We start from the raw sequence: 25,533 nt of genomic DNA, 5'->3' as shown, positions 1-25,533 counted from the left end.
TAGCTCCAATTGGCAGAGCAGCGGATTCCAAATCCGCGTGTTGGGAGTTCGAATCTCTCCACCCCTGCCATATTTAAGGCTCTAGTCGAAAGACTAGAGCCTTTTTTATTTCAGAAGCTAAAGAGTATAGCTCTAGAACTCCCTACTGAGGCTATGGAAAGTCTCTAAACAATACCTCTCGAATCGCATTTACGCGCAGTACTGATATATGGTGATAGCCACTTAGCGTGATTAGCCGAGTACTTCCTGTTATTATCGTTGCTTAATTTTAATCATTAGGAAGCAAGCTATGCCACATTTTCGATTTCGAGCGGTAGAGCCCCAAGCTGTGCAAGCCCTATCAAAAACCCTAACAGATGAACTGCAACCGCTTATGAAGTGCCCAAGAGAGGACTTCACGTTTGAGTATATCTACACGACTTTTTTCAGTGAAGGAGAAGTTACTACTTCTTATCCTTTCATCGAAGTGCTCTGGTTCGACCGCGGCCAAGATACTCAGAATAAAGTGGCAAAAGGAATCACTCAGCAAGTTCGTGGAATTGTTGGTGAAGATGTTGACGTAGCTGTTATTTTTTCCGCACTTTCTCCGAATGCTTACTATGATAATGGTGAACATTATTAAGAGGTAAAACAGATGAGGCTGAGTTTTTGTTTGTATTTGAGCATGATATTCTCAGCCTCTGCGAGTTCGAGTCCGTGGGAGAAAGTGTTGACGCCTAGCAATAACCCTTCCTCTGCCATCGGAAGTTATGCAAATGGCTGCTTAGAGGGAGCCTTGCCATTACCACTAGAAGGTAAGGGCTATCAAGTGCTACGTAGTAGAACGAAACGTTACTATGGGCACCCTAATACGATTGGATTTATTGAAAAGTTAGCACTCATGGCCAGTCAAGATCTCAATACCACTCTGCTAATTGGTGATTTATCTCTGCCCCGAGGTGGGCGTTTCTCTTCAGGTCATTCCAGCCATCAAACTGGGTTAGATATTGATATTTGGTTGCGGTTAGCTGATACGCCGCTTTCTTACAATGAATTACAACTCCCTAAGCCGATGAGTGTGGTCGATCTTAAGAAATATAAGATTTTGGATCATAACTGGGAAGATAGGCACTTTGAATTAATTCGCAATGCTGCCCGGCATGCTGATGTAGCACGAATTTTTGTCCACCCAGTTATTAAGGAGCAACTGTGTATTCAGGAAGGAGCTAACGGTCGCGGCTGGCTACGTAAAGTCCGCCCTTGGTGGGGACATCATTACCATTTTCATGTCAGATTATCTTGTCCTGATTCAAGTAAGAGTTGTATTAATCAAGAGTCTATTCCATTAGGTGATGGCTGCGGACAAGAGCTATCAAGCTGGAAACTTAAAGCTCAGCCTCAGAGCAAAGCGAAGTCAACAGCCTCTATTAAACCAAGTAAAAAGTTAATTCCTTCAGCTTGTCGAACACTTGTTCCCCTTAAATAATCTGTGGCGTTGGCCTCTTTTTCTGTTATCGCTCCTTTCTATCTCTGTTATAAAACTGGAGAAACATCATACTTTTAGCTACAGTGAATATACCAGTACAAAAAACAGCTAATTGGTTCCGATGTATATTATAGAAATCTCAAATAAACAGAGGGTTGGTTGTATTGTTAAGTAGTGGCAGCTCTGCTTTAAGAACTTTTCATTACTTTGATCTGGTTTCTTACAATATGTCTGTGATAAAGGATGAGTGATAACATGGATAAGTGTATTTAGACGGTGTGACGGTAGTGCCTATCTAGAAGTTAATCAAGGAAAAAACCATGACTATGATTTGTGCAAAAGAATTTGCAGAGTGGTTAAGACACAGATTTAGCAGTGATACCAAAGGGGTCTTATTGACTCGTGAAGATGTTAATCACCTGACGGGACGTCAGCGCCTTGCCCCTGGGTTTGTTAATGATGTGCATTACGAGCTGATGCAATATGGAATGGCTTTCGTGACGGATACGAGTCGAGAAAATTTTTATCTAGTGCCTGTTTCACAGGCTGAAAACTGGCGGGAGAGGCTAGAGTATCAGTTCGAAAAAGAGCTATTCTGTAATATCTACCCTATTGAAAAGTCGGGTTAAAAAAAGGTTCAACTTTGAATGCAAAGTTGAACCTTTCGAATTTACGCTAACCCTTGAATAATCACGAACTTCTCAAGCAGTTGCTCTTCTGTTTCTACATGATTTGGGTCTGTGATAATGCATTTTGTTATAGGGCAAACCGACTGGCAGGTTGGCTTTTCGTAATGCCCCTTACACTCTGTACATAGCGCGGGATCAATCTCGAAGATACTATCACCCATGGTGATTGCGCCGTTTGGGCACTCAGGATCACACATGTCGCAGTTAATGCACTTATCAGTAATAAGTAGTGCCATGATTACTTACCAGTTGGGTTACGGGTGTCCTGACCTGCATTTAAATTACGCATTAACAGGCCATATTCTAGGTCCATGTCTTGCGGTACGGGAATGAATACGAAGTGACCGTTACCTTTTGCGTCTTCAATTGATTCTAACTTACGATTTTCCATCGCTTCTAGTGTAAAGACCACGTTGCCTTTTGGTGTCATTAGCTCAAGGCTATCACCTACAACGAATTTGTTCTTCACTTCGACTTCCGCCATATCGCCACGACGTTTGCCTGTGAACTCACCAACGAATTGTTGAGCATCAGATACAGAGTAGCCGTAGTCGTAGTTCTGGTAGTTATCGTGTGTATGACGACGTAGGAAGCCTTCTGTGTAACCGCGGTGAGCTAGGCTTTCTAGCGTGCTCATAAGGCTCTCATCGAATGGACGACCAGCAACTGCGTCATCGATTGCTTTACGGTAAACTTGAGCGGTACGTGCGCAGTAGTAAAATGACTTAGTACGGCCTTCGATTTTTAGTGAGTGAACACCCATCTTAGTTAGACGCTCAACGTGTTGGATCGCACGTAGGTCTTTCGAGTTCATGATGTAAGTGCCGTGTTCGTCTTCAAACGCTGCCATTTTTTCTTCTGGGCGGTGGCTTTCGGAGAGCAATACAACTTCATCGGTTGGTTTGCCACGGCCAATGGTTGTCTCTGGGCGTTCGTCTTGAACTTCTACCGCTTGAGCTTCGTTTGGATCGAAGGCTTCCACTATTTGGCCAGAGTCGTTTTCTTTGCCTTGTTCGACTTTATATTCCCAACGACATGCATTAGTGCAAGTACCTTGGTTAGGATCACGTTTGTTAATGTAACCAGATAGTAGGCAACGGCCTGAGTAAGCCATGCAAAGAGCACCATGTACGAAAACTTCTAGTTCAGTTTCAGGACAGTGCTCACGAATTTCTTCGATCTCTTCTAGAGAAAGCTCTCGAGAAACGATAACACGCTCAACGCCATTTGCAGCCCAGAACTTGACTGTCGCCCAGTTAACCGCGTTCGCCTGAACAGACAAGTGAATCGGCATTTCTGGGAATGCTTCGCGAACCATCATGATCAGACCTGGGTCAGACATAATCAGTGCGTCTGGGCCCATTTCTACCACTGGTTTTAGATCGCGGATGAAAGTTTTCAGCTTTGAGTTGTGTGGTTGAATGTTGCATACCACATAAAGCTTTTTGCCTAGGGCATGCGCTTCATCGATACCAATTTTTAGGTTTTCGTGATTGAACTCGTTATTACGTACACGAAGGCTGTAGCGAGGTTGGCCTGCGTATACCGCATCTGCGCCGTAGGCGAATGCGTAACGCATGTTTTTAAGGCTACCTGCAGGAGATAGTAGTTCAGGTACGAATGTTTTCTCTGTTGTCATTGTTCAATTCTCTTATATCTGATCACAAGTCAGGCCAATTCCACCTTATGGAAATGGGGCGAAAATTTTACGTCAAAATGTGACCTATGACTAGGAGAATTGTAGTTTAGATAAACAAACGCCCTCGCTGATGGTGAGGGCGTAATAGTTACAGATGGCGCTATGTTACGCGTTTGGGTTTGGCAGGCCGCCTAGTGCTTCGTATAGGTTTGGCAGGAAAGCACTGAATTCACCGCACATCAATGAGAAGTCTGCATCGAAGCGTGCTGCTTGATCTTCACGTGGGATATCATCGTTTTGATCTTTTAGCTCGTCAGAGAACTTTAAGCGTTTGATGGCAGAATCTTCCGCCATGATGAACTCAATACGGTCTTGCCAGTTTAGCGCTAGCTTAGTGACCACTTTATCTGCTGCGATATGGTTACGGATTTCATCCGTTGTCAGCTCTTGTTTCTTACAACGGATCACACCACCTTCTTCCAATACTGATTTCAGCTCTGCTTCATCCATCATAGCGATCCCTTGCGGTGTGTCGCCGGTCTTCACCCACTGAGTCAGTGTGGTTTCAATGGCTACTTCTGGAATAGCAGGTACAACAGGTAGGCTACCCATCGTCTTGCGTAATAGTGCTAATACGTCTTCTGCTTTTTTGTAGCTGCTCGCATCGACAAGGATAAAACCTTCTTTTGGCATGATCAGAACGTAAGTGTGGCTGCTGCGGCTAAATGCACGGGGCAGTAGATCCATTACGATGTCATCTTTTAAGTTGTCTTTCTCTTTCTTTTTAAGAGGGCGACCTTCTTGTGCTTCCATTGCATCGACTTTTGCGTTCAGAGAATCTTTGATCACGGATGCGGGTAGCATTTTCTCTTCTTTTTTCGCACATATCAGAATGCGGTTTTCAGAAACGTGCGTCATCATGTCGCCATGTCTGCCCATTGCGCTAACCCAGCCAAATTTTTGTTTATCTTGGCTGCCACAAGGGGTGAATCGGAACTCCGCTAGTTGAGTTTCCAGTTGTTCGGCGTTGAAGTTAACCTCGCGGTTAACACGGTATACCAGCAAGTTTTTAAACCACATAAATCTTCTCTAGGCTTGATGACGAGGTGCTAATAATAGGGAATTTTCCTGCTGATGTCCCAATAGAAATGAAAAATATCAGAATGAATCTCAAAAGAAACTTATATGAAAATTTGTTTTCAAAGGTCACAAAAGTGTCATAATTGGTGGTAATAATGCTTATGCACTGAGGGGCGCTTTGTCCTTAAATTCATTAGCTCAACTAACATAAGGTTATTCAATTATGTCGAGAAGGATTCTGGTTGTTGAAGACGAAGCTCCAATTCGTGAAATGCTATGCTTTGTACTTGAACAGAAAGGTTATCAAGCAGTAGAAGCAGAAGATTACGATACTGCGGTAACTAAACTAGCTGAACCCTTCCCAGATTTAGTTCTGTTAGATTGGATGCTACCGGGTGGTAGCGGCATTAACTTCATCAAACACATGAAGCGTGAGGAATTAACCCGCAATATTCCGGTTGTGATGCTAACCGCGCGCGGCGAAGAAGAAGACAAAGTTCGAGGTCTCGAAGTTGGCGCTGACGATTACATCACCAAGCCTTTCTCGCCGAAAGAGTTGGTCGCTCGCCTGAAAGCGGTTATCCGCCGAGTGACACCGACGGCCCTAGAAGATGTGATTGATGTACAGGGCCTGAAGCTTGACCCGGTCTCTCACCGTGTAACCGCAGGGGATGAGCCGGTAGATATGGGACCAACAGAATTCAAAATGCTGCACTTCTTCATGACTCACCAAGAGCGTGTTTACAGCCGCGAACAGCTACTAAACAACGTATGGGGCACCAATGTCTATGTTGAAGATCGTACGGTTGATGTTCATATTCGACGTCTGCGCAAAGCTTTAGAAGCCGCCGGTCATGATAAACTGATTCAAACTGTTCGTGGTGCTGGTTACCGTTTCTCAACTAAGGCATAACATTATACACGGCTTATCAATACCATTTCGGGAGTAATGAGTGGTTGAAAGATTAAATTGGAAAAAGCTGGCCTGGGAGCTGGCTTTTTTTTACACCCCGTGGGTGATTATTGGTTGGATGTTTGGTTATATGCCGTGGTTGCTTTTGGCCGCTACGGCATTGCAGCTTGTGTGGCATTTGCATAATCAGGTACGTCTGTCGGCTTGGTTATGGGATGAGAAACGACTTACACCACCTTCGGGTACTGGGAATTGGGAGTCTTTGTTTAATGGTTTGTACCGATTACAACAACGCCAACGTCGCAAGCGTAAAGAACTTACTAATTTAATCCGTCGTTTCCGCAACGGCGCTGAATCTTTGCCGGATGCGGTAGTAGTTTTTCGTGCCGAAGGTAATATTGTTTGGTGTAACAAGCTTGCACAACACCTGTTAGGTTTTCACTGGCCTGAAGATTCTGGGCAACCTATCTCTAACCTTATTCGTACCCCAGATTTTATTAAATATATTAGCAAGCAAGATTTCTCTGAACCATTAGAAATGCGGTCACCATTGAATGTTGAACGCATGCTGGAACTACGTATTGTGCCGTATACTGAAGGTGAACACCTAATGGTGGTGCGAGATGTCAGTCAGTTAAAACAGCTTGAAGGTATGCGTCGTAACTTCTTTGCTAACGTTTCTCACGAACTTCGGACACCAATGACTGTATTACAAGGTTATCTAGAGATGACCGAAGACCCGGACATGATCGTTGGCCCGATGTGGACCAAAGCTCATGGAGTGATGACCGAGCAATTGAATCGTATGAACAGTTTGGTTAGCCAACTTCTTACGTTATCGAAGATCGAAGCTGCGCCAATGCATGAGCTAGAAGACGTTGTTAACGTTCCAGGAATGCTCGAAGTCCTAGAAAAAGAGGCTGTGAGCTTGAGTGGCGATAAACAACATAAGTTGAAATTTGACGTTGATGACAAGTTGCGTGTGCTTGGCGATGATGACCAACTGCGCAGTGCGATTTCAAACTTGGTTTACAATGCCGTGAAATACACTCCCCCTGGCGCAAGTATTCATGTGCGCTGGTACCAAACACCTCAAGGTGCTTGTTTAGAAGTGGTAGATAGTGGGGATGGTATAGAGCCGCAACACATTCATCGGTTGACGGAACGTTTCTATCGGGTCGATAAAGCGCGTTCTCGCGACACTGGTGGGAGTGGGCTTGGATTGGCGATCGTAAAACATGCATTGAGTCATCACGACTCTCATTTAGACATTCTTAGTGAAGTTGGCGTGGGCAGTAAATTCTCATTTGTACTTCCAAGTCGTTTGGTGGTGAAGTGATGGGGTGGGGTCAACAAGCATTGAAAGGGATAAGCCTTGTAACGCTAATGCTCAGTAGTGTGCTCTTTGCACAGGATAAGCCACTACCTAATTATCAAAAAACAACCGGAATAGCAGGTAACCTACTGTCAGTTGGCTCCGATACGCTTGCAGGCATGACGACTCTTTGGGTGGAAGAGTTTAAATCGATCTACCCAAATATTAATGCTCAGGTTCAAGCGTCAGGATCTTCGACTGCGCCACCCGCATTAACCGAGCAAACGGCACAGTTTGGCCCGATGAGCCGTCCAATGCGATTACGTGAAATAGAAGCTTTTGAACGTGTGCATGGTTATAAGCCTACCGCTCTGCGGGTGGCGATTGATGCTATTGGTATTTTTGTTCATCAAGATAATCCCATCAAAGGGCTCAATTTCAACCAACTCGATGCAATGTTCTCAGCAACATTACGCTGTGGTGAAAGTGAGTTTATTACCAATTGGCGTGAGTTAGGGATTAAAACGGAGTGGGCAAAGCGCAACTTACAGCTGTTTGGGCGTAACTCGGTTTCTGGTACCTATGGCTATTTTAAGAGTAATGCGCTGTGCGGTGGGGATTTTAAAACTCGAGTCAATGAGCAGCCAGGTTCCGCGTCGGTTGTTCAATCAGTGGCTTCAACCATCAGTGGTGTTGGTTATTCTGGTGTTGGCTATCGTGTTGCGGGGGTAAGACTGGTACCCGTTGCCAAAAGTGGCACCGATTACGTCAATCCAACTCGAAAAAATATCGTATCAGGTAAGTACCCACTATCACGTTACCTTTACGTATACATAAATAAGCACCCAGATTACCCATTGAGTCCAATTGAATCTGAGTTTATTCGCTTTATTTTTTCAGAGCAGGGGCAAACATTGGTCGCAAAGGATGGCTATGTGCCAATTTCTGCGGAGTTGGCGGCGCAAGAGTTAAAAAAAGTCGGCTTATAAACCGACTTTTGGTGAGCATATAGCTTTAAAGGATGAGCTTCCATCCAGCGCTCTCCCAGCGCAACTGCTCTTCTTGTAAATCGGCATCCAACAACTTATTTTCTTCTAGCCAATCGTCGTTACGGCAAGTGAGGCGCCATTCATCGCCTTTAATCGATAGCTTAAGCTCTGGTAATGGATCATCGTTGCGCTGTCCATTTATGACTATCGCTAGTCGTAATATTTTAATTAGATTTATTATGTCACTCTGTTTGTAAAGGTTGAACTCTGGTAACTCATTGAGTTTAAGAGACTTGCGCTGAAAACGTGCCAATGTTGCCAGTACGAGCTGCTGTTCTCGGTTAAAACCCGGTAGTGTAGAGTGTTGCAAGATGTAGAAGGAATGGCGGTGGAAACCTCTTAAGCTGATGCTTAAGCCTACTTCATGGAGCAATGCGGCCCATTCAAGCAAATCGAACAATTCACTTTTCTTTTTGATTCCTAGCTCTGAGTGTATGTCTGACAACCACTCTTTCGCGTGACCTTTGACTCGAACTGCATGCTCGATATCAACCAGATGTTTCTTCGCTAAGTTCTCGGTGGTGCGCATGCGAATGTCAGAGCGGGCAAAGCGCTCTTCCATCTCATACAATAAGCCTTCTCTTAATGCACCGTCAGAGAAAGACATTTGAGTGATTTTTAGCGATTGGAAGATGGCGCAAAGAATGGCGACGCCTGCGGAAAATACGGGTTTGCGATCGTCGGTAAGCCCTATGAGGTCGATGTCGTCTATCGAATCATATTCAGATAGGTTATCGATCAGTTTTCCAAGCCGTTTACTGGTAATTAAACCATCCTCATACCCCAAACCGATCAATACTTCACTTATTGCTTTGATCGAGCCAGAAGAACCTAGAGCGATGTCCCAGCCTTTCTTTCGGTACTTACTGGCAATGGTTTCCAGTTTTTGCTCGGCAGCCAGCATTGCTTTACTGAGGTTTTTTCGTGACAGTTTTTTATTACTGAAAAATTGTTCAGTAAAACTGATGCAGCCCATCTGTTTGCTGTTTAGCAAGCTAGGCTCAAATTTGTGTCCGATAATTATCTCGGTACTGCCACCACCAATGTCGACCACGAGTTTAGAATTGGATTCAACTTGAGTGTGCGCGACACCAAGGTAAATCAAACGAGCTTCTTCTTCTCCAGAAATGATTTCGATAGGAAAAGGTAAGGCTGCTTTCGCTCGCTGGATAAATAAGTGCGCGTTGTTGGCTCTGCGTAGCGTATGGGTAGCGGCAATTCTTACATTGGATGTTTCGAAACCTTGCAGTCGCTCGGCAAACATAGCGAGGCATTCTAGCCCTCGCTCCATTGCAGCATGGCTAAGGTTGAGTTCGTCATCGAGCCCTGCGGCTAAACGAACTCGCTGTTTGTGCCGACTCACCAGTTGCAAATCGCTTCCAACCACTTTTGCCACAACCATATGGAAACTGTTTGAACCGAGGTCAATAGCTGCAATATGGCGCACATCTTTTTCAAGTATCTGAGGCATTGGATTTTTGTTTTCTAGTTTGCTTCTCTATATTTTTAAGATAGTCGTAGATGGCAACTTGTGAGCGAACTTTTTTACGATTACCACGCGGTACGTATGAGTTTGTCATCTCTTTATCTATCAAGCGTGCTTTTACCGTATCGGTAAAATGGATGTTGGTGATGTCAATGATTCGCTGCTTCAAGCGTGGATTACGAATGGGGACCGCCACTTCAATGCGGTGATCGATATTTCGCGTCATCCAGTCGGCAGAAGAGATGTAAACCTGTGGATCGTCATCATTATGAGTAATCACCACTCTCGGATGCTCTAAGAAGCGATCGACAATACTGATGATACGTATGTTCTCACTGACCCCTTCCACGCCGGGAACTAAAGAGCACATACCACGAATAATCATGTTGATCTTCACGCCAGCATTGCTCGCACCGTAAAGTTTGTTAATAAGCCCTTTATCAACCAAGTTATTAACTTTAATCGTCAGTGCCGCTTTTTTTCCTGCTTTAGCATTGGTAATTTCACCATCAATCAGCCGGTATAGCTGTTTGCGCGAATTACGCGGTGAAACAATCAGATGATCAAACCGAACAGGGCGGTAGGGATTTTCAATATAGCCAAAAACGTTGCGGACTTCGTTGGTAATTTCTTGGTCTGCAGTCAGTAACGAATAGTCGGTATATATACGTGCTGTATTTTCGTGAAAGTTGCCCGTTCCGATATGAGCGTAGCGGATGATCTCATCTTCTTCTCGGCGACTGATCAACAATAGCTTAGAGTGAATCTTCAGTCCTGGTGTACCAAAAACGACATGTACCCCTGCGTCAGTAAGGACCTTCGACCACTCAATGTTGGCTTCTTCATCAAATCGCGCTTGCAGTTCAACCACAACGGTAATGTTTTTTCCGTTGTGCACGGCGTCAATCAAAGAGTGCATTAAGCGAGAGTCTTTTGCTACTCGGTAGATGTTGATTTTTATGCCGAGCACCTTGGGATCGAAAGAGGCCTGACGAACGAGCTCAGTAATATGATCAAAGGTGTGGTAGGGATAATATAGGAGAATATCTTTGGCTTTGATGGCTTCAAAGCTATTCGCGTACCCCTCAAAGTCAGCACACTTCATTGGTGGTAACGGTTTATTCTCCAAATACTCTCGCCCAACGTTTGGAAAACCAATGAAATCTTTAAAGTTGTGATAACGACTGCCAGGTATCAAACTGTCATAGTTAGAGATTTGCAGCTTTTCGCACAAAAAATCGAGCATTTCTGTCGGCATCCCACGCTCATAGACAAATCGAACCGGCATTGCTGTCAGACGTTGACTCACCCCTTCAGACATCTGTTCGAGCAGGCTGTATTCGATCTCCAAGCGTAAATCGTAATCCGCATCGCGTGTCATTTTCATGGCATAGCCGTTGAGTTTGTCGTAGTCGAAGAAGCCTTTAAACAGATCGTCCAAGCAGTAACGAATAATATTATCGAGCAAGATGATGGTTTTGCGACGTTTCCCTTTTTGTTCTGGCACCATGACAAAGCGCGGTAGATGGTCGGTAGGGATTTCAATCAGTGCGTATTGGGATTGCTCGTTTTTACGCAGGTCAATGGCGATGTAAGCATATTCATCTTTTAGGAATTGCAGTACATCGATTTCCTCTTTCATTAACAGAGGAGTGATGTGTGGCATGACCTCGTTACGAAAATACTTGGTAACCCAACATTGTTGAGCTTCATCAAGTTGGTTTTCATTAACCAAAAAGATACGACGACGAGCCATTTCTCGGATCAGCTCGTTGTATAAGTCATCAAATAGATCATTAAGCCTCAATGCTTTAGTTTGCATCTTGCTTAAGAGGTGCTTAGAGTTGTCACTGATACCGCGTTCTTGATTGATCAAGATCCGGCGTTTAACATCGGCAAATCGTACTTTGTAAAATTCATCTAAATTGTTGGAAAAGATGCCGAGGAAACGAATCCGTTCAACCAAAGGGACGGTTTTATCGGCAGCTTCTTGTAACACTCGCTCATTGAAGGATAACCAACTAAGCTCTTTTTCGATATACAGCTTTTCTGCACTCATAACCTTACCTAGCTTAAAAAGATGTAATCCGTAATCATCGAAGGACAAAAGATGAGTAAGACACTATTGATTTTTTGTTGCACTTTTGTTTCATATTGCGTCTGTGCAATAGTTGCATTCTTTTCAGTTGTTTAATGCGATCTGTAATACAATTGTCATCTTAATGACATAATCTAGTACTAAGTCAAAAAAGGTAGAGAGACAAATGGCACAGGCCGAATTTTCATTGCAGCAAAAAGATAAAAAACGACGGATAAAAGATCGTTTAGTTCGACTTGCAGTGACATCCGGTGGTGTTGGCGTTCTTGCCGCTCTTGTGTTGATTTTTGTTTATCTTGCGATGGTGACCATTCCTCTGTTTTCTGATGCAGAGATCGAAACCAATTACGCCTCTCGTACGACCCAAAGTGGGAAGCCTCTCGCCATTGCTGTCGATGATTACTCTCAAATCGGTTTGGTACTCACTCAATCGGGTGAAGTGCGCTTTCTCTCATTAGACGATCCTACGAAGCCCGTTTTATACACCCAACAAATAGCCAATAGCCCAGTCGCTTTTGCGAAATCATCCCCGGGGTTAGGCTGGTATGGTCTGGTCGATGAGAAGGGGGAAGCGCATCTCTTTAAACCTGAATTTAATGCCACACTGAGAGAGAATACACGCCCACCAGAAGTGATTGAGTTGCATCCCCAAATGGACATGCAGCTTACGGATAGTTCTGATCCCGTAGCATCATTTGCTTTTAGCACTTCACCAAATGCTCATACTCTAGTATGGCAAACACAAAGTGGTTTGCTTAAAGCTCGTTGGCAAGAACCCAAATTATTAGGCTCGCCGCCTGTAACAGTGGATTACACCTTTTCATCCGCTTTCGATACGCCAGAGCAGATGCTGCTGACCCCAGACGGTCAAATACTGTATTTACGCAATGGTTCAGAGCTTATTGTACTGATTAAGCAGCACGATAAATTTACGGTTCGTGAAGTGATCGATTTAACTCAGGGTGATAAGAACCATTCCGTTAGAACCCTCGATCTTCTCGCTGGTGCGTACTCACTGCTGGTGACCCATAATGACGGTCGAGTTTCTCAGTGGTTTGACACTCTACAGGGAGAACGACGTACACTTACTCATATCCGTGACTTTAAGCTGGCATCTGAGCTGAAGTATTTGTTGCCGGATTCACACCGTAAAGGTTTTTACAGCTTTTACACGAACGGTACATTACAAAGCCACTACACCACGAGTGAGAAATTGGTGTTGTTCGAGCGTGCCTATCAACAGGCTCCTACCTTCGCGGCGATGTCGAATAATGAGCGCTACTTGATCACCTGGCAGGACGATGAGCTTAGTGTGACGGCTGTCGATAACCCATATCCAGAAGTGTCTCTTTCCTCTTTATGGCAAAAAGTTTGGTATGAAGGTTATCCTGAGCCGAAGTTTGTTTGGCAGTCGACCTCCGCGAGTGACAATTTTGAGGCAAAGTTCAGTTTAGTGCCCATTGCGTTTGGTACCATCAAAGCGGCGATGTTTGCGATGCTATTTTCCGTGCCTTTAGCGGTGTTAGGGGCGATATACACCGCCTATTTTATGTCGCCGCGTATGCGCAGAGTTGTGAAGCCTTCAATTGAGCTTATGGAAGCCTTGCCCACGGTTATTATCGGCTTTCTGGCTGGTCTTTGGTTTGCTCCTATTGTTGAAGACCATTTGATCACCGTAATGGTTTTGTTGTTTATCCTACCGCTGAGTACCATGGTGATGGGTGGGGTGTGGGCATTGATTCCAAAGCGCCTGCGTAATCGGCTTCCTAACGGTTGGCACGCTCTAGTGCTGATGCCTGTTATTCTGTTGCTGATTGGTCTAGGCGTGTGGCTATCACCAAGCATAGAACAAATATTTTTTGCAGGGGACATTCGTTTATTCCTTACTGAGCACGGGATCGGGTTTGATCAGCGCAATGCACTGGTCGTCGGTTTGGCGATGGGCTTTGCTGTGATTCCAACAATTTTTACTATCGCAGAAGACGCGATTTTCTCCGTGCCAAAGCATTTATCTGATGGTTCGTTAGCGCTTGGTGCGACCCCATGGCAAACGTTGATTTATGTGGTTCTTCTAACGGCCAGCCCAGGTATATTTTCTGCGGTCATGATGGGGTTAGGCAGAGCGGTTGGAGAAACGATGATCGTTCTTATGGCGACGGGGAATACGCCATTAATGGATTGGAATGTTTTGGAAGGGTTACGTAGCTTGTCGGCAACGATTGCTGTGGAGCTCCCAGAGTCAGAAGTGGGCAGTTCGCACTATCGCTTGCTGTTTCTTTCTGCATTAATTTTGTTCGTCTTTACCTTTGCCGTGAACGCGCTAGCTGAGTTGGTCCGTCAGAGATTGAGAGACAAATATCGTGCGTTGTAGTGGACTAAAAAAAGAGCGAGTAGTCGTGTGTTAAATTGGATTCGTTCTGGCGCACCTTGGATATGGTTAACGGGAGGGGCGGTGAGTATCAGCTTACTCTCCGTTTTAGGCTTGTTGCTATTGATTGGTTGGAAGGGGTTGACCTACTTCTGGCCAGCGCCTCTTTATCAATGGAATGTTGCTGCACTGACACCGGTGCAGGACGAAGTGCTGCAGGAAAACTCGATTCTGGTTGGTCAGGTTTACGAGCACAACTTCGTACCAAGGAGTTACCTACCAGAAGATGCTGCGAAAAAACTGGCTCATGATGAAGAGTTTGCCACTCGCCTTAACATCAAAATTGCTAACCGTGAGCTTTATCCCGCGGATTTTATCTCGGTATTGAAGATGCAGCTTGATGAGCCAACCACGCCGGATGAGTGGGCGGTGATTGAGCGCAGCAGTGGTGGATACTTTTTCGGGAAGTTCATTGCGTTTAAAGATGGCGACATCCGTTACGAGAATGACATTCGGGCACGGCTCAATAAAAAGCTGGAAGATGCAGAGACCCTACGTCATGAAATCGATATGCTGGTGGATGACCAAGTGAAAGGGTTAGTTTGGCAGTTAGAGCAATTGCGTTTAGATAAACGCAAACATGAGCTCAATGACACCATTACCAACGAATTCCTTGTGAAGAACAGTATCCAAAAAGCCAATATTGAAAAAGAGTTGACTCAGCTTGACGCTCAGATTGATGGCTTACGCCTCGGGTTTTCTGACTATGCATTGATCGTTGAGGACATGACAGGCACACAAGTCGCCATTCCCCTAGAAGATATTTTGGATTACTGGTATCCAAACCAAATGTCGTTGCCGGAGAAGGTCGGACATTGGGGCAAACAAGTATGGAAGTTTTTGTCGCAAGACCCGCGTGAGTCTAATTCCGAAGGTGGGGTTTTCCCTGCGATATTTGGCACGGTATTCTTAGTCATTATCATGTCGATTATTGTGATGCCGTTGGGTGTGATTGCGGCCATTTATCTACACGAATACGCGAAAAATAACGCATTGACTCGAATCATCCGCATTGCAGTGATAAACCTTGCGGGGGTGCCGTCAATTGTTTATGGCGTATTTGGTTTGGGCTTTTTTGTTTACACGATCGGTGCGTCAATCGACAATGTTTTCTATGCGGAACGCTTACCTGCGCCGACATTTGGTACGCCAGGTTTATTGTGGTCAGCATTAACGCTTGCGGTATTAACATTACCTGTTGTGATTGTGACGACAGAGGAAGGCTTAACTCGTATTCCAAGCTCCGTGCGACATGGCTCTTTGGCGTTGGGAGCGACACAGTTTGAAACCCTCTGGCGGGTGGTATTGCCGATGGCAACCCCAGCCATCATTACCGGTTTAATTTTGGCGATAGCGCGTGCTGCAGGAGAGGTTGCGCCATTGATGCTGGTAGGCGTGGTAAAATTGGCGTCAAGTTTGCCGGTTGACGGACAATTTCCTTACGTGCATTTAGACAGAAAGTTTATGCATTTAGGCTTTCATATTTATGATGTCGGCTTTCAGACATCGAATATCGAGGCCGCGAGACCCTTGGTTTACGCAACGTCTTTCTTACTCGTGACCGTCATTGTCGGACTAAACTTAACAGCAATCAGTATTCGAAATAATCTGCGCGAGAAATACAGAACATTAGGACAAGATTAAGCATGTTTAACTTTGATAATACATTGGGTTACGAGCCGCCATTAGATGTGCACAACCTAACGAATGAACAAACGGCGATCTCGATTGAGAATCTTAATCTTTTCTATGGTCAGACACAGGCATTGTTCGATATTTCCATGCGTATTCCTAAAGGCAGGGTGACTGCATTTATCGGTCCGTCGGGTTGTGGTAAATCGACATTGCTACGCTGCATAAATCGTATGAACGACTTAGTGGAGGGGTGTAAAGTTACGGGGAAGGTGCGTTTGCATGGCCAGAACGTTTACGATCCAAGTGTCGATGTGGCAACCCTAAGGCGCCGCGTTGGAATGGTATTCCAGAGACCCAATCCTTTTCCTAAGTCTATCTATGAAAATGTCGTGTATGGTTTACGCTTACAAGGCGTAAAAAATAGGCGAACCTTAGACGATGCAGTAGAACGTTCGTTACGCGCAGCGGCACTTTGGGATGAGGTAAAAGATCGTCTACATGAAAATGCCTTTGGCTTATCAGGGGGTCAACAGCAACGTTTGGTGATTGCACGAGCAATTGCGATCGAGCCAGAAGTGTTATTGTTAGATGAGCCGACATCGGCTTTGGATCCGATATCAACTTTGACCATTGAGGAGCTTATCAATGAGCTCAAGACCCAATATACTGTCGTGATCGTTACCCATAACATGCAACAGGCAGCAAGAGTTAGTGACCATACCGCTTTTATTCATATGGGAAAATTGATTGAATATTCCGATGCGGATTCGATCTTTACGTCACCAATGAAGAAACAAACCGAAGATTACATTACCGGTCGTTATGGTTAAGTCTCGACCTTGCGCAAAATAAAGGACAAACATGCATTTTGGACGCCATATTTCTGGGCAATTTAACGTAGAACTAGAGTCGATTCGTACCCATGTATTAACCATGGGGGGCTTGGTTGAGCAGCAACTATCGTATGCCATTCAAGCTTTGAATAAGGAAGATGTCGAACTGGCGCGTAAAGTGGTGCGTGATGATCACAAAGTGAATGCTATGGAAGTGTCCATTGATGATGCCTGCACGCGTATCATTGCTAAGCGACAACCGACGGCGAAAGATTTACGTTTGATTATGGCAATCATTAAGACCATTACTGACTTAGAACGCATTGGTGATGTGGCGACTCGTATTGCCAGAGTGGCGATTGAGAGCCCAGCCTCAAAAGAACGCCAATTTCAAGTATCACTAGAACCATTATGCCGTCAAGCGATTCAGATGCTACACCAAGTGCTCGATGCGTTTGCACGTATGGATGTGGAAGCGGCTGCGGAAGTGCATAAATTGGATGACAAGCTGGATGCCGAATATGAAGCGGTAGTTCGTCAATTGATGACTTATATGATGGAAGACCCGAAAAATATTCCACACATTCTGCAAGTTATGTGGTCTGCACGCGCTATCGAACGTGTTGGCGATCGATGCCAGAATATTTGTGAGTACATTATTTACTTTGTGAAAGGTAAAGATGTGCGCCATCTTGGCGATCAAAGCATTGATGATGCATTAAAATAGTATTAAACACAGCGTTTGACATTTTAGTATTACAGACGAAGACCAAAACCCACAGAGAACTGTACGGCAGTGTCGGTAAAGGTGTGGGTTTTATCGTCTTTAAAGATATCGAGATCTGCACCAGCTCTTACCGAGAGAATCGAATTGACTTGATACACATACGCGCCACCAATACTCAATCCTGTCGTATCTCTTTGTTCCTCCCTGTATTTTCCATCATAAACCGCAGTGCCTATACTGGCTTGAAACCCCATCAGAGGTCGATGATCAAACCAATGTTGAAAGCCGACGCGGTATGCATCAATGGTTTCATCAAAGTTACCGCTTTTATAAGTGACTTGTGAGTAGTCAAAGTACAAGGCATCAAAACCCGCGATATCATTGGTTCCGAGTTGGATACCTGCCCCACGAAATGAGCCAATTTTGACTTCTGGCGATATAAATAATCCAGCAGAGTGAGCGGAAATGGGCGCGAGAATAAGCGTGAGTAAAGAGAGAGTGTGTTTCATATATCTACCTAGATTACGCCATCCTTGGCAGTGGACTTCTTTATTAGACTCTTATTTGAATGTGAATTGTACACCGACACCGCCAGCCATTTCAGACGATGAATATTTACCAGAAGACTCGTAATGGAACGTGCCAGATAAGCTCACTTGATCGGTTAAGCCATACGCACCACCTAAAGCTACCGCTTCTTTACTGCCTGCGAAACCAATGCCAGCGCCAATAGCGAGTTCACCATTTGTCGCATACGGGCGAGCATTGGTAACCGCATGCAAACTTGCACGAATCCCATCCATTTGCTCGGCTTGTTGATTCAAACGGTAATCGTACTCCACTGCTAGATTTTCAAGATTGTGTAAGCGATCGTCCGTAGGATTGTTCTCAATTGGGTTTGATGGCAACTGAGGGGTTGGGCGATCCGGAATACTCGGAATACCGTTATCTTTTTCCGGCAGTGTTGGTTGCTCTGGGGCCGCTTCGACTGGTGGCGTTGGTGGCATGTCTGGACGTGGACGATCAGGCACTCCAGGAACACCGTTGTCAACCTCAGGAAGAACAGGTTGTTCAGGTACCCCTTGAATAGGATTTGTTGGGATACCTGGATTCGGGCGGTCAGGAATAACCGCAGAAAACGAACCAAATGAAGCAAGTAGGGTGCAAGCCGCGGTTAACTTAGCAATCTTGTTTGTCATGTCTGATCTCTCAATAAGTAAACGAGGAACAGCATCCATACTGTAAGCAATCGCTTTTCTATCTCCCTTTTGAAGTAGGGCTATCTTATTGAAAAGTTTGATTTATGGCTAAGTGGCAATTGTTATCTTGGTGATAATTAAATCTTATCAGTTTGTAGTTGTAGACCTTGCTGAATAAGCTCTGCTAACCACTTTACAAGAGGATTGTTGCGGTTTCGAACGTGCATGTGGCAATGCACAGACTTCGTTTGTAATTGATCATCGATAATTACGTCTAACGCTCTTAAACCAGGAAATTGATCGATTGGAAATAAGTTGGAGTGGGGCAAATACATGTCGGTATGTTTGATTACATCAATGATTGCCATAACGAACTCTGAGCGAAAACCAACCGTATGCTCTATATCCATTTGAGTGAGTAGGTGAGAAGCATAGCTGAACTTGTCGTTCCATCCTGGAGAAATTAACGACGCGATGGGATAGCCAGTTAAGTCTTTAGGTTCGACGTGTGACTTGGTGATTGGGTGACCTTCACGAACAAAAATTCGTCCTTTCAAATCGAGTATTTTAGGCGCATAAATTTCTTTGTTAGTAAGGAGTAACTCGTAGTTTACTCCCATGAGGGTTTCCCCCTTTAAGATTTCATCCACAGTGCTGTTTGACCAGCCGACCAGTTCAAGTTGGGCATTTGGGGCGAGGGTTCGCATCTGTTCGAAGAGAAAGCCGGGCAGGCAAGTCATCGTAATAGGGGCTAGTGCGATACGGATTTTATTATCGACTTCTGCTGGTTCAAACTGATGAGAACGGTTAACCGCCGCCGCTAAACCATCAATATGAGGGGTAATAGTATTCGCAAGAGATTCTGCAAAAGAGGTTGGCTCAAGACCTGTTTTTACTTTCACAAACAGCTCGTCATCGAAGTGATTACGCAGTTTTTGTAATGCTTGACTGATCGCGGGTTGAGAGACGAACAGACGCTGCGAAGCTTTACGCATATTTCGTTCTTGCATTAATACCAAAAAGGTTTTGAGTAGATTTAGGTCAAGGTTAATAAACAGGTCTTTTGCCATGGTTAATCTCTAATATTTATCCGGAACAAGCATCTGATCCCCGATAGGTGCTCTAATGTAACCTTCTTTATTTAATTCTGGTAACTCTATCTGAGAGTATTTGATTTCTTGGTAATCAATTTGACTGAGTAAATGACTGATGCAGTTTAATCGAGCTTTCTTTTTATCGTCAGAGGGAACGACCCACCAAGGGCTGTTTTTGGTGTCTGTGTAAGCAAACATTCTGTCTTTGGCTTCGGAGTATTCCGCCCAGCGGTTACGAGATTCTAAGTCCATTGGGCTGAACTTCCAGCGCTTGATCGGGGTATGAATGCGTTCTAAGAAGCGTTTTTCCTGCTCTTCATCTGATACTGAGAACCAATATTTTATGAGGATGATGCCAGAGCGTAACAACATGCGCTCAAACTCAGGACAAGAGCGGAGAAATTCTTCGTATTGATCGTGAGTACAAAAACCCATGACTTTCTCTACTCCAGCACGGTTGTACCAACTGCGGTCAAATAGCACGATTTCACCTGCCGCAGGCAAATGGGCGACATAGCGCTGAAAGTACCACTGTGTTTTTTCTTTTTCTGTGGGGGCGGGCAGTGCAGCAATGCGGCAAACACGAGGGTTAAGTTTCTCAGTAATGCGTTTAATGACACCACCTTTGCCTGCAGCATCTCGCCCTTCGAATAGAACCACGACTTTGAGTCCTTTGTGTTTGACCCACTCTTGCAGTTTCACCAGTTCAATTTGCAGCGCTTCGAGTTCTTCTTCGTATTCCTTTTTCTTTAGCTTTGGCATAGTCCCTCCCGTCCTTAGTTATCAATATGTTAGCATTCGATAACTAAAAACGGGATTTGAACGCCTTTAATTGAGAGCGGTTACCGTTTTTGCGATAGCTTCAGTGCTGGTAATTGGAATCGTAAAGTCATCCATATCAGCAGCGCCCATCTTGCTTTGTTCGGCGATAAAGATCATGTGGCTTGGTCGTGTTGTTTTTCCGGAAAGATGGATTTCACCCACGCCAGTTTGCTTAATTAATGAAGTAACATTATTGGCATTGACACCCGCACCGGCCATGATCGCAATGCGCCCTTGTGCTTGTGTAACCAGCGCTTGGATAATCTTAACACCCTGCGGCGCAGAAGGTGCTAAACCAGAAGTCAGAATGCGTTCACAGCCTAAGCTAATCACTTTTTCTAAAGCTTTTTCAGCGTCACGACACTGGTCAAAGGCACGATGGAAGGTCACGCCTAAACCAAGCGCTTGAGCAAATTCACACAGCGCTGTGGCATAAGGCATATGGATATCACCGTCTTGAGTCAACACACCGAGTACGACACCGTTCAAGCCTGCTTGTTTGACGGCTTCAATATCCCAACGCATCATTTCGACTTCTTCCTCACTGTAGAAGAAGTCGCCTTGGCGTGGGCGAATCATCGCGTAAACCGGAATGGTAGAGCGTCTAGCAGCTTGCTGCATAAAGCCGTAGCTTGGGGTTAAGCCACCTAAAGCGAGAGAAGAGCAGAGTTCGATGCGGGTTGCACCGCCAGTAATCGCATTGTGAAGAGATTCAATGTTATCAATACAGACTTCAAGTTGAGTGTTCACGAGGCTGTCCTGAATTGTTGTAATTACAGCAAATACTAGCAGGACGTAAAGGGGGAATCTGCACTGAGACAGAGGGAAATAGAGGTAAAATTTTTGCGTGAGGCTTGCCTCTTTTGCTGTTAAAAAACGCAGATAAAAAGAAAGCCCAGAGCGACTCTGGGCTTTTTTATGACTTTACTTAGACTGATTGGCGTTTGCGATTTTTCCGCGATAGCTTTTGCTTTATATACATCCAACCAACACGCCCGTTGAGCTTGGGCTGTGTAGTCTATTACTTACTTAGGTCGCTTGCGTACTCAGATAGGAACGCTGCAACACCTTCTGGAGATGCGTTCATACCAGCTTTACCTTCTTCCCATTGTGCTGGGCATACTTCGCCGTGCTTCTGGTGGAAGTTTAGTGCATCAACCATGCGTAGCATTTCATCGATGTTACGGCCTAGTGGTAGGTCGTTTACGACTTGATGACGCACAAGACCATCTTCGTCGATTAGGAAAGAACCACGGAAAGCAACGCCTGCTTCTGGGTGCTCAACATCGTATGCTTTACAGATTTCGTGCTTAACGTCAGCAACTAGAGGGTATTGAACTTGACCGATACCGCCATCTTCGATAGCAGTGTTACGCCATGCGTTGTGAGAGAACTGAGAATCGATAGAAATACCGATTACTTCAACACCTTTAGCTTGGAAATCAGCTAGACGGTTGTCGAATGCGATTAGCTCAGATGGGCAAACGAACGTGAAATCTAGTGGGTAGAAGAATACTACTGCTTTCTTACCTTTAGTGAATTCTGCAAAGTTGAAGTTATCAACGATTTCGCCGTTACCTAGAACAGCTGCAGCAGTAAAGTCAGGGGCTTGACGACCTACTAGTACCATTTTTTGCTCCTAAAAATTTTGGTTAGCTTCAAACCTAATTCAGTTATTTAGGTTTAGTCCGTGTTTGTACGGGACAAACTATAGTACAGATTGTACTATTGAAAAAAGCGAAATAAATAGATTAAGTTAATCGAAAAAAGCGATAATAACAAAACTATTACCTCGATCACTGAAACAGCATTAGATACAAATAGAATTATGAATAAATGGCCTAGCTTGAAGCAGTTACACTACTTGGTCACTTTGCATGAAACACGTCATTTTAGCGATGCCGCTGAGCGTTGTTTTGTCAGTCAATCTACGTTGAGTAAAGGGATTCAAAACCTTGAAGAGTTGATTGGTTGCCCGCTATATGAAAAGAAAGACAAAAAAAGCCCACTGGTTTTTACGCAAGCTGGAGAAATGGTGGTTCAGCAAGGTCGAGAGTTATTGGCAAAAGGTCAAGACTTGGTTGAACTGGGGCTTTTATGTCAAGGTGGCGATATGGAGGGGCAACTTAAGGTGGGCTGTATTCCGACTATCGCACCTTTCTTATTGTGCGATCTCGTTCAAGAGGTGAACTACCGTTTCCCACAACTGAACCTTCTATTAAGAGAAGATACGACGACAAACTTATTAAAAGCTCTACGTCATGGTGAATTGGATGTGTTGATTCTTGCGCTTCCTGTCGAAATTGAGGGCATGGAAAGTCGAGTGGTAGGTCAAGACCCATTTCGTATGGTGATCAGTGCGAATCATGTGGATTCGGTTCCTGTGCCGATTAGCTATGCGGACTTGCCCAATGAATCGGTGTTTCTTTTAGAGAAAGAGCACTGCTTAACGGAACACGCGGTTTCTGCGTGTAAGTTGACTGAAAAAGACAAAATTAATCCGTTTACGGCAACCAGCCTTCATACTTTGGTACAAATGGTGGCAAATGGTCTGGGTACAACGTTTATCCCGCAAATGGCCATCGATCACGGTTTGCTTCATAACCAAAATTTGGTGGTGATTGATCCCCCAGGTCAGCAAGCGTATCGCGATATTGGTTTGGTGTGGCGTCCAAGCTCGTCACGAACAAATACTTTCAAGCAATTGGCAGAAGTCGTCTCTGAACTGCTTTAGCTATTAGTATTAGCCTACAATATCCGATTCAATATCTAAAAGTGCACTATAAATAGTGCGTTTTTTAGCATTTTGTTCTGCATGCAAACTTTGACTTGTAAAATTTCACAGACGAACTTTCATGAAGCTTTCATAAAATAGTGAAATTTTACAATGTTCATTTTACACAACTACTTGTATAGCGCGTTTAAGTTGCGTTTCACTTCCTCCTTCTAGCCCTTGTGAATACAAGGATTTTTCTCTCACCTTACTATTCATACGCTTGTTTGAATTCAAAAATAACCTGTAAAATTAATGTAATTAAATTACGTAATAACTTACAAATTAAGTTGAAAAATCAAACGCTTGTTTGATACCGGATAAAACTTTGAATTTAATGTTTTGTTTACTTAAGGGGTTTCGCTTAACCCTTTGTTGAGTTAGCTTAATTAAAGGCTTGTAAGACTTATGTCTAGATTGAAAAAGCAATTCAGGTTGCGCAAGATATAGACACAATGAAGCGAAGTGAACACCAAATCAATGGATGTAATTTGTTGTTCATAACTTACAAATGTAGCTTTAGGCTTGACTGCCAAGATGGATAAAGCACGTTAAGGATGAATGATTATGCTTGCTCAGACAGAACAAAAAACACAACAACTAATGCAAACCCAAGGCATGCTTGAGGTGATTGGAATCGTTGCTCCTGAACATCAAGCAATTTTCCCTGTTGAAGCCCAAACCTTTTTATCTCTACTGTGTGAAAAATTTGCCGGACGTGTTGAACAGTTGCTAGAAGCGCGAGAAGAGAAGCAAGCACGCATCGATGCTGGTGAGCTGCCAGATTTTCTACCGGAGACACAAGACATTCGCGAGGGAAGTTGGAAGATCCTTGGAATCCCGCAAGATCTGCAAGATCGCCGAGTGGAGATTACTGGACCAACCGATCGCAAGATGGTGATTAACGCACTGAATGCGAATGTTAAAGTGTTCATGGCAGACTTCGAAGACTCAATGTCTCCGGCGTGGAGTAAAGTTCTGGATGGACAAATTAACCTGCGTGATGCCGTCAATGGCACCATCAGTTACACCCATCCTAGCAATGGCAAACACTATCAGCTGACAGAAGACCCAGCGGTGTTGATCTGCCGCGTTCGCGGGCTGCATCTAAAGGAAAAACACGTCACGTGGCACGGTCAGATCATTCCAGGTGCGCTATTCGACTTTGCTCTGTACTTCTACAATAACTACAAAGCGCTATTGAAAAAGGGAAGCGGTCCTTATTTCTACATTCCAAAGCTGCAATCGCATCATGAAGCGAAGTGGTGGAGTGAAGTGTTCCATTTCACTGAAGAGTATTTCGGTTTGGATACCGGAACCATTAAAGCTACCGTACTGATTGAAACGTTGCCTGCGGTATTTGAAATGGACGAGATTCTGTTCTCACTCAAAGAGCACATTGTCGGTCTCAACTGCGGTCGTTGGGATTACATCTTTAGCTACATCAAAACACTGAAAAATCATCCAGATCGCGTTCTACCTGATCGCCAAGTGGTGACTATGGATAAGCCATTCCTCAACGCTTACTCAAGATTGTTGGTGCGTACTTGTCATAAGCGCGGTGCATTTGCGATGGGCGGCATGGCAGCCTTTATTCCAGCCAAAGACCCACAAGAAAACCAAAAAGTGCTGGATAAGATTCACAAGGATAAATCACTGGAAGCGAACAACGGACACGACGGTACTTGGGTTGCACACCCTGGTCTGGCGGACACTGCAATGGAAGTGTTTAGCGCAACACTCGGTCAGCGCACCAACCAACTGGATGTGAGCCGCTCGGAAGATGCGCTAATCACCGCCGAAGAGTTGCTTGAACCATGCGAAGGTGAACGCTCAGAAGAAGGCATGCGCCACAACATCCGCGTCGCGTTGCAATACATTGAAGCTTGGATCTCTGGCAATGGATGTGTGCCGATTTACGGACTGATGGAAGACGCAGCAACCGCAGAAATTTCCCGTGCTTCTATTTGGCAGTGGATTCAACACGGTAAGTCGCTCGATAACGGTTTGATAGTCACTAAGGAGCTGCTCGAGTTGTATCTGAAAGAAGAGATTGAAGTCGTGAAGCAAGAAATTGGTGAACAGCGCTACCAAGCAGGTCGATTTGAGGAAGCGGCTGACTTGATGGCAAGGCTCACTACGAGCGATGAACTGACCAACTTTTTAACCATTCCAGGTTACGACTACTTGGATTAACCCAATAATTTCAATAACCAACTTTATTTAACCAATACGTGAAGGATTCGAGGCAGATAAGGATGTACTGCCTGAGAACGGAAAACTCAACG

Annotated in this window: 22 protein-coding genes and 2 pseudogenes; 13 read left to right on the top strand and 11 right to left on the bottom strand. The window is 44.6% G+C overall.

All coding sequences use genetic code 11. The annotated features are described in order from the left end of the window. Positions 1 to 289 precede the first annotated feature (289 nt). The 3 genes from ACVA54_RS15600 (at position 290) to ACVA54_RS15590 (ending at position 2,094) form a co-directional block, all read left to right on the top strand. Positions 290 to 622 (top strand): DUF1904 domain-containing protein, encoded by a 333-nt coding sequence (locus tag ACVA54_RS15600; protein ID WP_119464579.1) that lies wholly within the window; start codon positions 290 to 292, stop codon positions 620 to 622. Positions 623 to 634: 12 nt separating this feature from the next. After that, positions 635 to 1,465, top strand: a complete 831-nt coding sequence (gene mepA / locus ACVA54_RS15595) for a penicillin-insensitive murein endopeptidase (RefSeq protein ID WP_099080650.1) — start codon at positions 635 to 637, stop codon at positions 1,463 to 1,465. Positions 1,466 to 1,785: 320 nt separating this feature from the next. Next, positions 1,786 to 2,094 (top strand): hypothetical protein, encoded by a 309-nt coding sequence (locus tag ACVA54_RS15590; protein WP_099080649.1) that lies wholly within the window; start codon positions 1,786 to 1,788, stop codon positions 2,092 to 2,094. Between the two features lie 41 nt (positions 2,095 to 2,135). Here ACVA54_RS15590 and ACVA54_RS15585 read toward each other — a convergent pair whose 3' ends face one another. From ACVA54_RS15585 to rdgC, 3 genes are all read right to left on the bottom strand, one after another. After that, the gene (locus ACVA54_RS15585) at positions 2,136 to 2,390 is read right to left on the bottom strand and encodes a YfhL family 4Fe-4S dicluster ferredoxin (protein ID WP_005445273.1); all 255 of its coding nucleotides are present in this window, start codon (positions 2,388 to 2,390) and stop codon (positions 2,136 to 2,138) included. Between the two features lie 2 nt (positions 2,391 to 2,392). Further along, a complete protein-coding gene (trhP, locus tag ACVA54_RS15580) occupies positions 2,393 to 3,793 on the bottom strand; it encodes a prephenate-dependent tRNA uridine(34) hydroxylase TrhP (protein ID WP_446649734.1) in 1,401 nt (466 codons plus the stop codon). A 165-nt stretch (positions 3,794 to 3,958) separates the two neighbouring features. Further along, the gene (gene rdgC, locus ACVA54_RS15575) at positions 3,959 to 4,873 is read right to left on the bottom strand and encodes a recombination-associated protein RdgC (RefSeq protein WP_099080647.1); all 915 of its coding nucleotides are present in this window, start codon (positions 4,871 to 4,873) and stop codon (positions 3,959 to 3,961) included. Positions 4,874 to 5,096: 223 nt separating this feature from the next. Here rdgC and phoB point away from each other — a divergent pair, with 223 nt between their 5' ends. Genes phoB through ACVA54_RS15560 form a run of 3 tightly spaced genes read left to right on the top strand, consistent with a single transcriptional unit; the run spans position 5,097 to position 8,090 of the window. Continuing rightward, positions 5,097 to 5,786: a phosphate regulon transcriptional regulator PhoB gene (gene phoB / locus ACVA54_RS15570; protein ID WP_099080646.1), complete on the top strand. Its 690-nt coding sequence runs from the start codon at positions 5,097 to 5,099 to the stop codon at positions 5,784 to 5,786. 40 nt (positions 5,787 to 5,826) lie between these two features. Continuing rightward, a complete protein-coding gene (phoR, locus tag ACVA54_RS15565; protein WP_446649733.1) occupies positions 5,827 to 7,125 on the top strand; it encodes a phosphate regulon sensor histidine kinase PhoR in 1,299 nt (432 codons plus the stop codon). Next, positions 7,125 to 8,090: a PstS family phosphate ABC transporter substrate-binding protein gene (locus tag ACVA54_RS15560; RefSeq protein WP_099080644.1), complete on the top strand. Its 966-nt coding sequence runs from the start codon at positions 7,125 to 7,127 to the stop codon at positions 8,088 to 8,090. The genes phoR and ACVA54_RS15560 overlap by 1 nt, the downstream gene beginning before the upstream one ends. Positions 8,091 to 8,115: 25 nt before the next feature. On the opposite strand, the gene ppx is transcribed toward ACVA54_RS15560, so the two are convergent. Both ppx and ppk1 read right to left on the bottom strand, forming a co-directional pair. Then, entirely contained in the window at positions 8,116 to 9,621 is a 1,506-nt protein-coding gene (ppx, locus tag ACVA54_RS15555; RefSeq protein ID WP_446649732.1) for an exopolyphosphatase, read from the bottom strand. Next, positions 9,605 to 11,695, bottom strand: coding sequence for a polyphosphate kinase 1 (gene ppk1 / locus ACVA54_RS15550; protein ID WP_099080642.1), 2,091 nt, complete (start codon positions 11,693 to 11,695; stop codon positions 9,605 to 9,607). Before ppk1 ends, ppx begins: the two co-directional genes overlap by 17 nt. Positions 11,696 to 11,900: 205 nt before the next feature. On the opposite strand from ppk1, the gene ACVA54_RS15545 reads away from it, so the two are divergent. The 5 genes and pseudogenes from ACVA54_RS15545 to phoU all read left to right on the top strand — a co-directional run bounded on the left by ACVA54_RS15545 (position 11,901) and on the right by phoU (position 17,357). After that, positions 11,901 to 14,105: an ABC transporter permease subunit gene (locus tag ACVA54_RS15545; protein ID WP_446581325.1), complete on the top strand. Its 2,205-nt coding sequence runs from the start codon at positions 11,901 to 11,903 to the stop codon at positions 14,103 to 14,105. Positions 14,106 to 14,132: 27 nt separating this feature from the next. Then, positions 14,133 to 14,355, top strand: a pseudogene (locus ACVA54_RS15540) (phosphate ABC transporter permease PstA); the annotation flags it as partial. A gap of 518 nt (positions 14,356 to 14,873) precedes the next feature. Then, positions 14,874 to 15,806: pseudogene (gene pstA / locus ACVA54_RS15535) on the top strand (phosphate ABC transporter permease PstA); the annotation flags it as partial. A gap of 2 nt (positions 15,807 to 15,808) precedes the next feature. Continuing rightward, entirely contained in the window at positions 15,809 to 16,627 is an 819-nt protein-coding gene (pstB, locus tag ACVA54_RS15530; protein ID WP_099080639.1) for a phosphate ABC transporter ATP-binding protein PstB, read from the top strand. 31 nt (positions 16,628 to 16,658) lie between these two features. Further along, positions 16,659 to 17,357 (top strand): phosphate signaling complex protein PhoU, encoded by a 699-nt coding sequence (phoU, locus tag ACVA54_RS15525; RefSeq protein WP_446619504.1) that lies wholly within the window; start codon positions 16,659 to 16,661, stop codon positions 17,355 to 17,357. A gap of 29 nt (positions 17,358 to 17,386) precedes the next feature. Here phoU and ACVA54_RS15520 read toward each other — a convergent pair whose 3' ends face one another. The 6 genes from ACVA54_RS15520 to ACVA54_RS15495 form a co-directional block, all read right to left on the bottom strand. Beyond that, on the bottom strand, positions 17,387 to 17,866 hold the full coding sequence (locus ACVA54_RS15520; RefSeq protein ID WP_099080637.1) for a hypothetical protein: 480 nt from the start codon (positions 17,864 to 17,866) through the stop codon (positions 17,387 to 17,389). A gap of 51 nt (positions 17,867 to 17,917) precedes the next feature. Next, the gene (locus ACVA54_RS15515) at positions 17,918 to 18,556 is read right to left on the bottom strand and encodes a YadA C-terminal domain-containing protein (RefSeq protein WP_099080653.1); all 639 of its coding nucleotides are present in this window, start codon (positions 18,554 to 18,556) and stop codon (positions 17,918 to 17,920) included. 137 nt (positions 18,557 to 18,693) lie between these two features. Beyond that, positions 18,694 to 19,626, bottom strand: coding sequence for a LysR family transcriptional regulator (locus ACVA54_RS15510; RefSeq protein WP_099080636.1), 933 nt, complete (start codon positions 19,624 to 19,626; stop codon positions 18,694 to 18,696). A 9-nt stretch (positions 19,627 to 19,635) separates the two neighbouring features. Beyond that, on the bottom strand, positions 19,636 to 20,412 hold the full coding sequence (gene ppk2, locus ACVA54_RS15505; protein WP_119464582.1) for a polyphosphate kinase 2: 777 nt from the start codon (positions 20,410 to 20,412) through the stop codon (positions 19,636 to 19,638). Between the two features lie 66 nt (positions 20,413 to 20,478). Then, positions 20,479 to 21,222, bottom strand: coding sequence for a copper homeostasis protein CutC (locus ACVA54_RS15500; RefSeq protein ID WP_119464583.1), 744 nt, complete (start codon positions 21,220 to 21,222; stop codon positions 20,479 to 20,481). Positions 21,223 to 21,493: 271 nt separating this feature from the next. Then, positions 21,494 to 22,102 carry a peroxiredoxin C gene (locus tag ACVA54_RS15495; protein WP_099080633.1) on the bottom strand — a complete coding sequence of 203 codons (609 nt, stop codon included), beginning with the start codon at positions 22,100 to 22,102 and terminating at the stop codon, positions 21,494 to 21,496. 198 nt (positions 22,103 to 22,300) lie between these two features. Here ACVA54_RS15495 and ACVA54_RS15490 point away from each other — a divergent pair, with 198 nt between their 5' ends. Both ACVA54_RS15490 and aceB read left to right on the top strand, forming a co-directional pair. Next, positions 22,301 to 23,206, top strand: coding sequence for a hydrogen peroxide-inducible genes activator (locus ACVA54_RS15490; RefSeq protein ID WP_099080632.1), 906 nt, complete (start codon positions 22,301 to 22,303; stop codon positions 23,204 to 23,206). A 606-nt stretch (positions 23,207 to 23,812) separates the two neighbouring features. Continuing rightward, positions 23,813 to 25,441: a malate synthase A gene (aceB, locus tag ACVA54_RS15485; protein WP_172438176.1), complete on the top strand. Its 1,629-nt coding sequence runs from the start codon at positions 23,813 to 23,815 to the stop codon at positions 25,439 to 25,441. Positions 25,442 to 25,533: the final 92 nt, after the last annotated feature.

It is taken from the genome of Vibrio sp. PNB23_22_6 (assembly GCF_052877535.1).
Note: the sequence above shows the minus strand (reverse complement) of the source record. Positions and strands in the feature narration are given on the sequence as shown.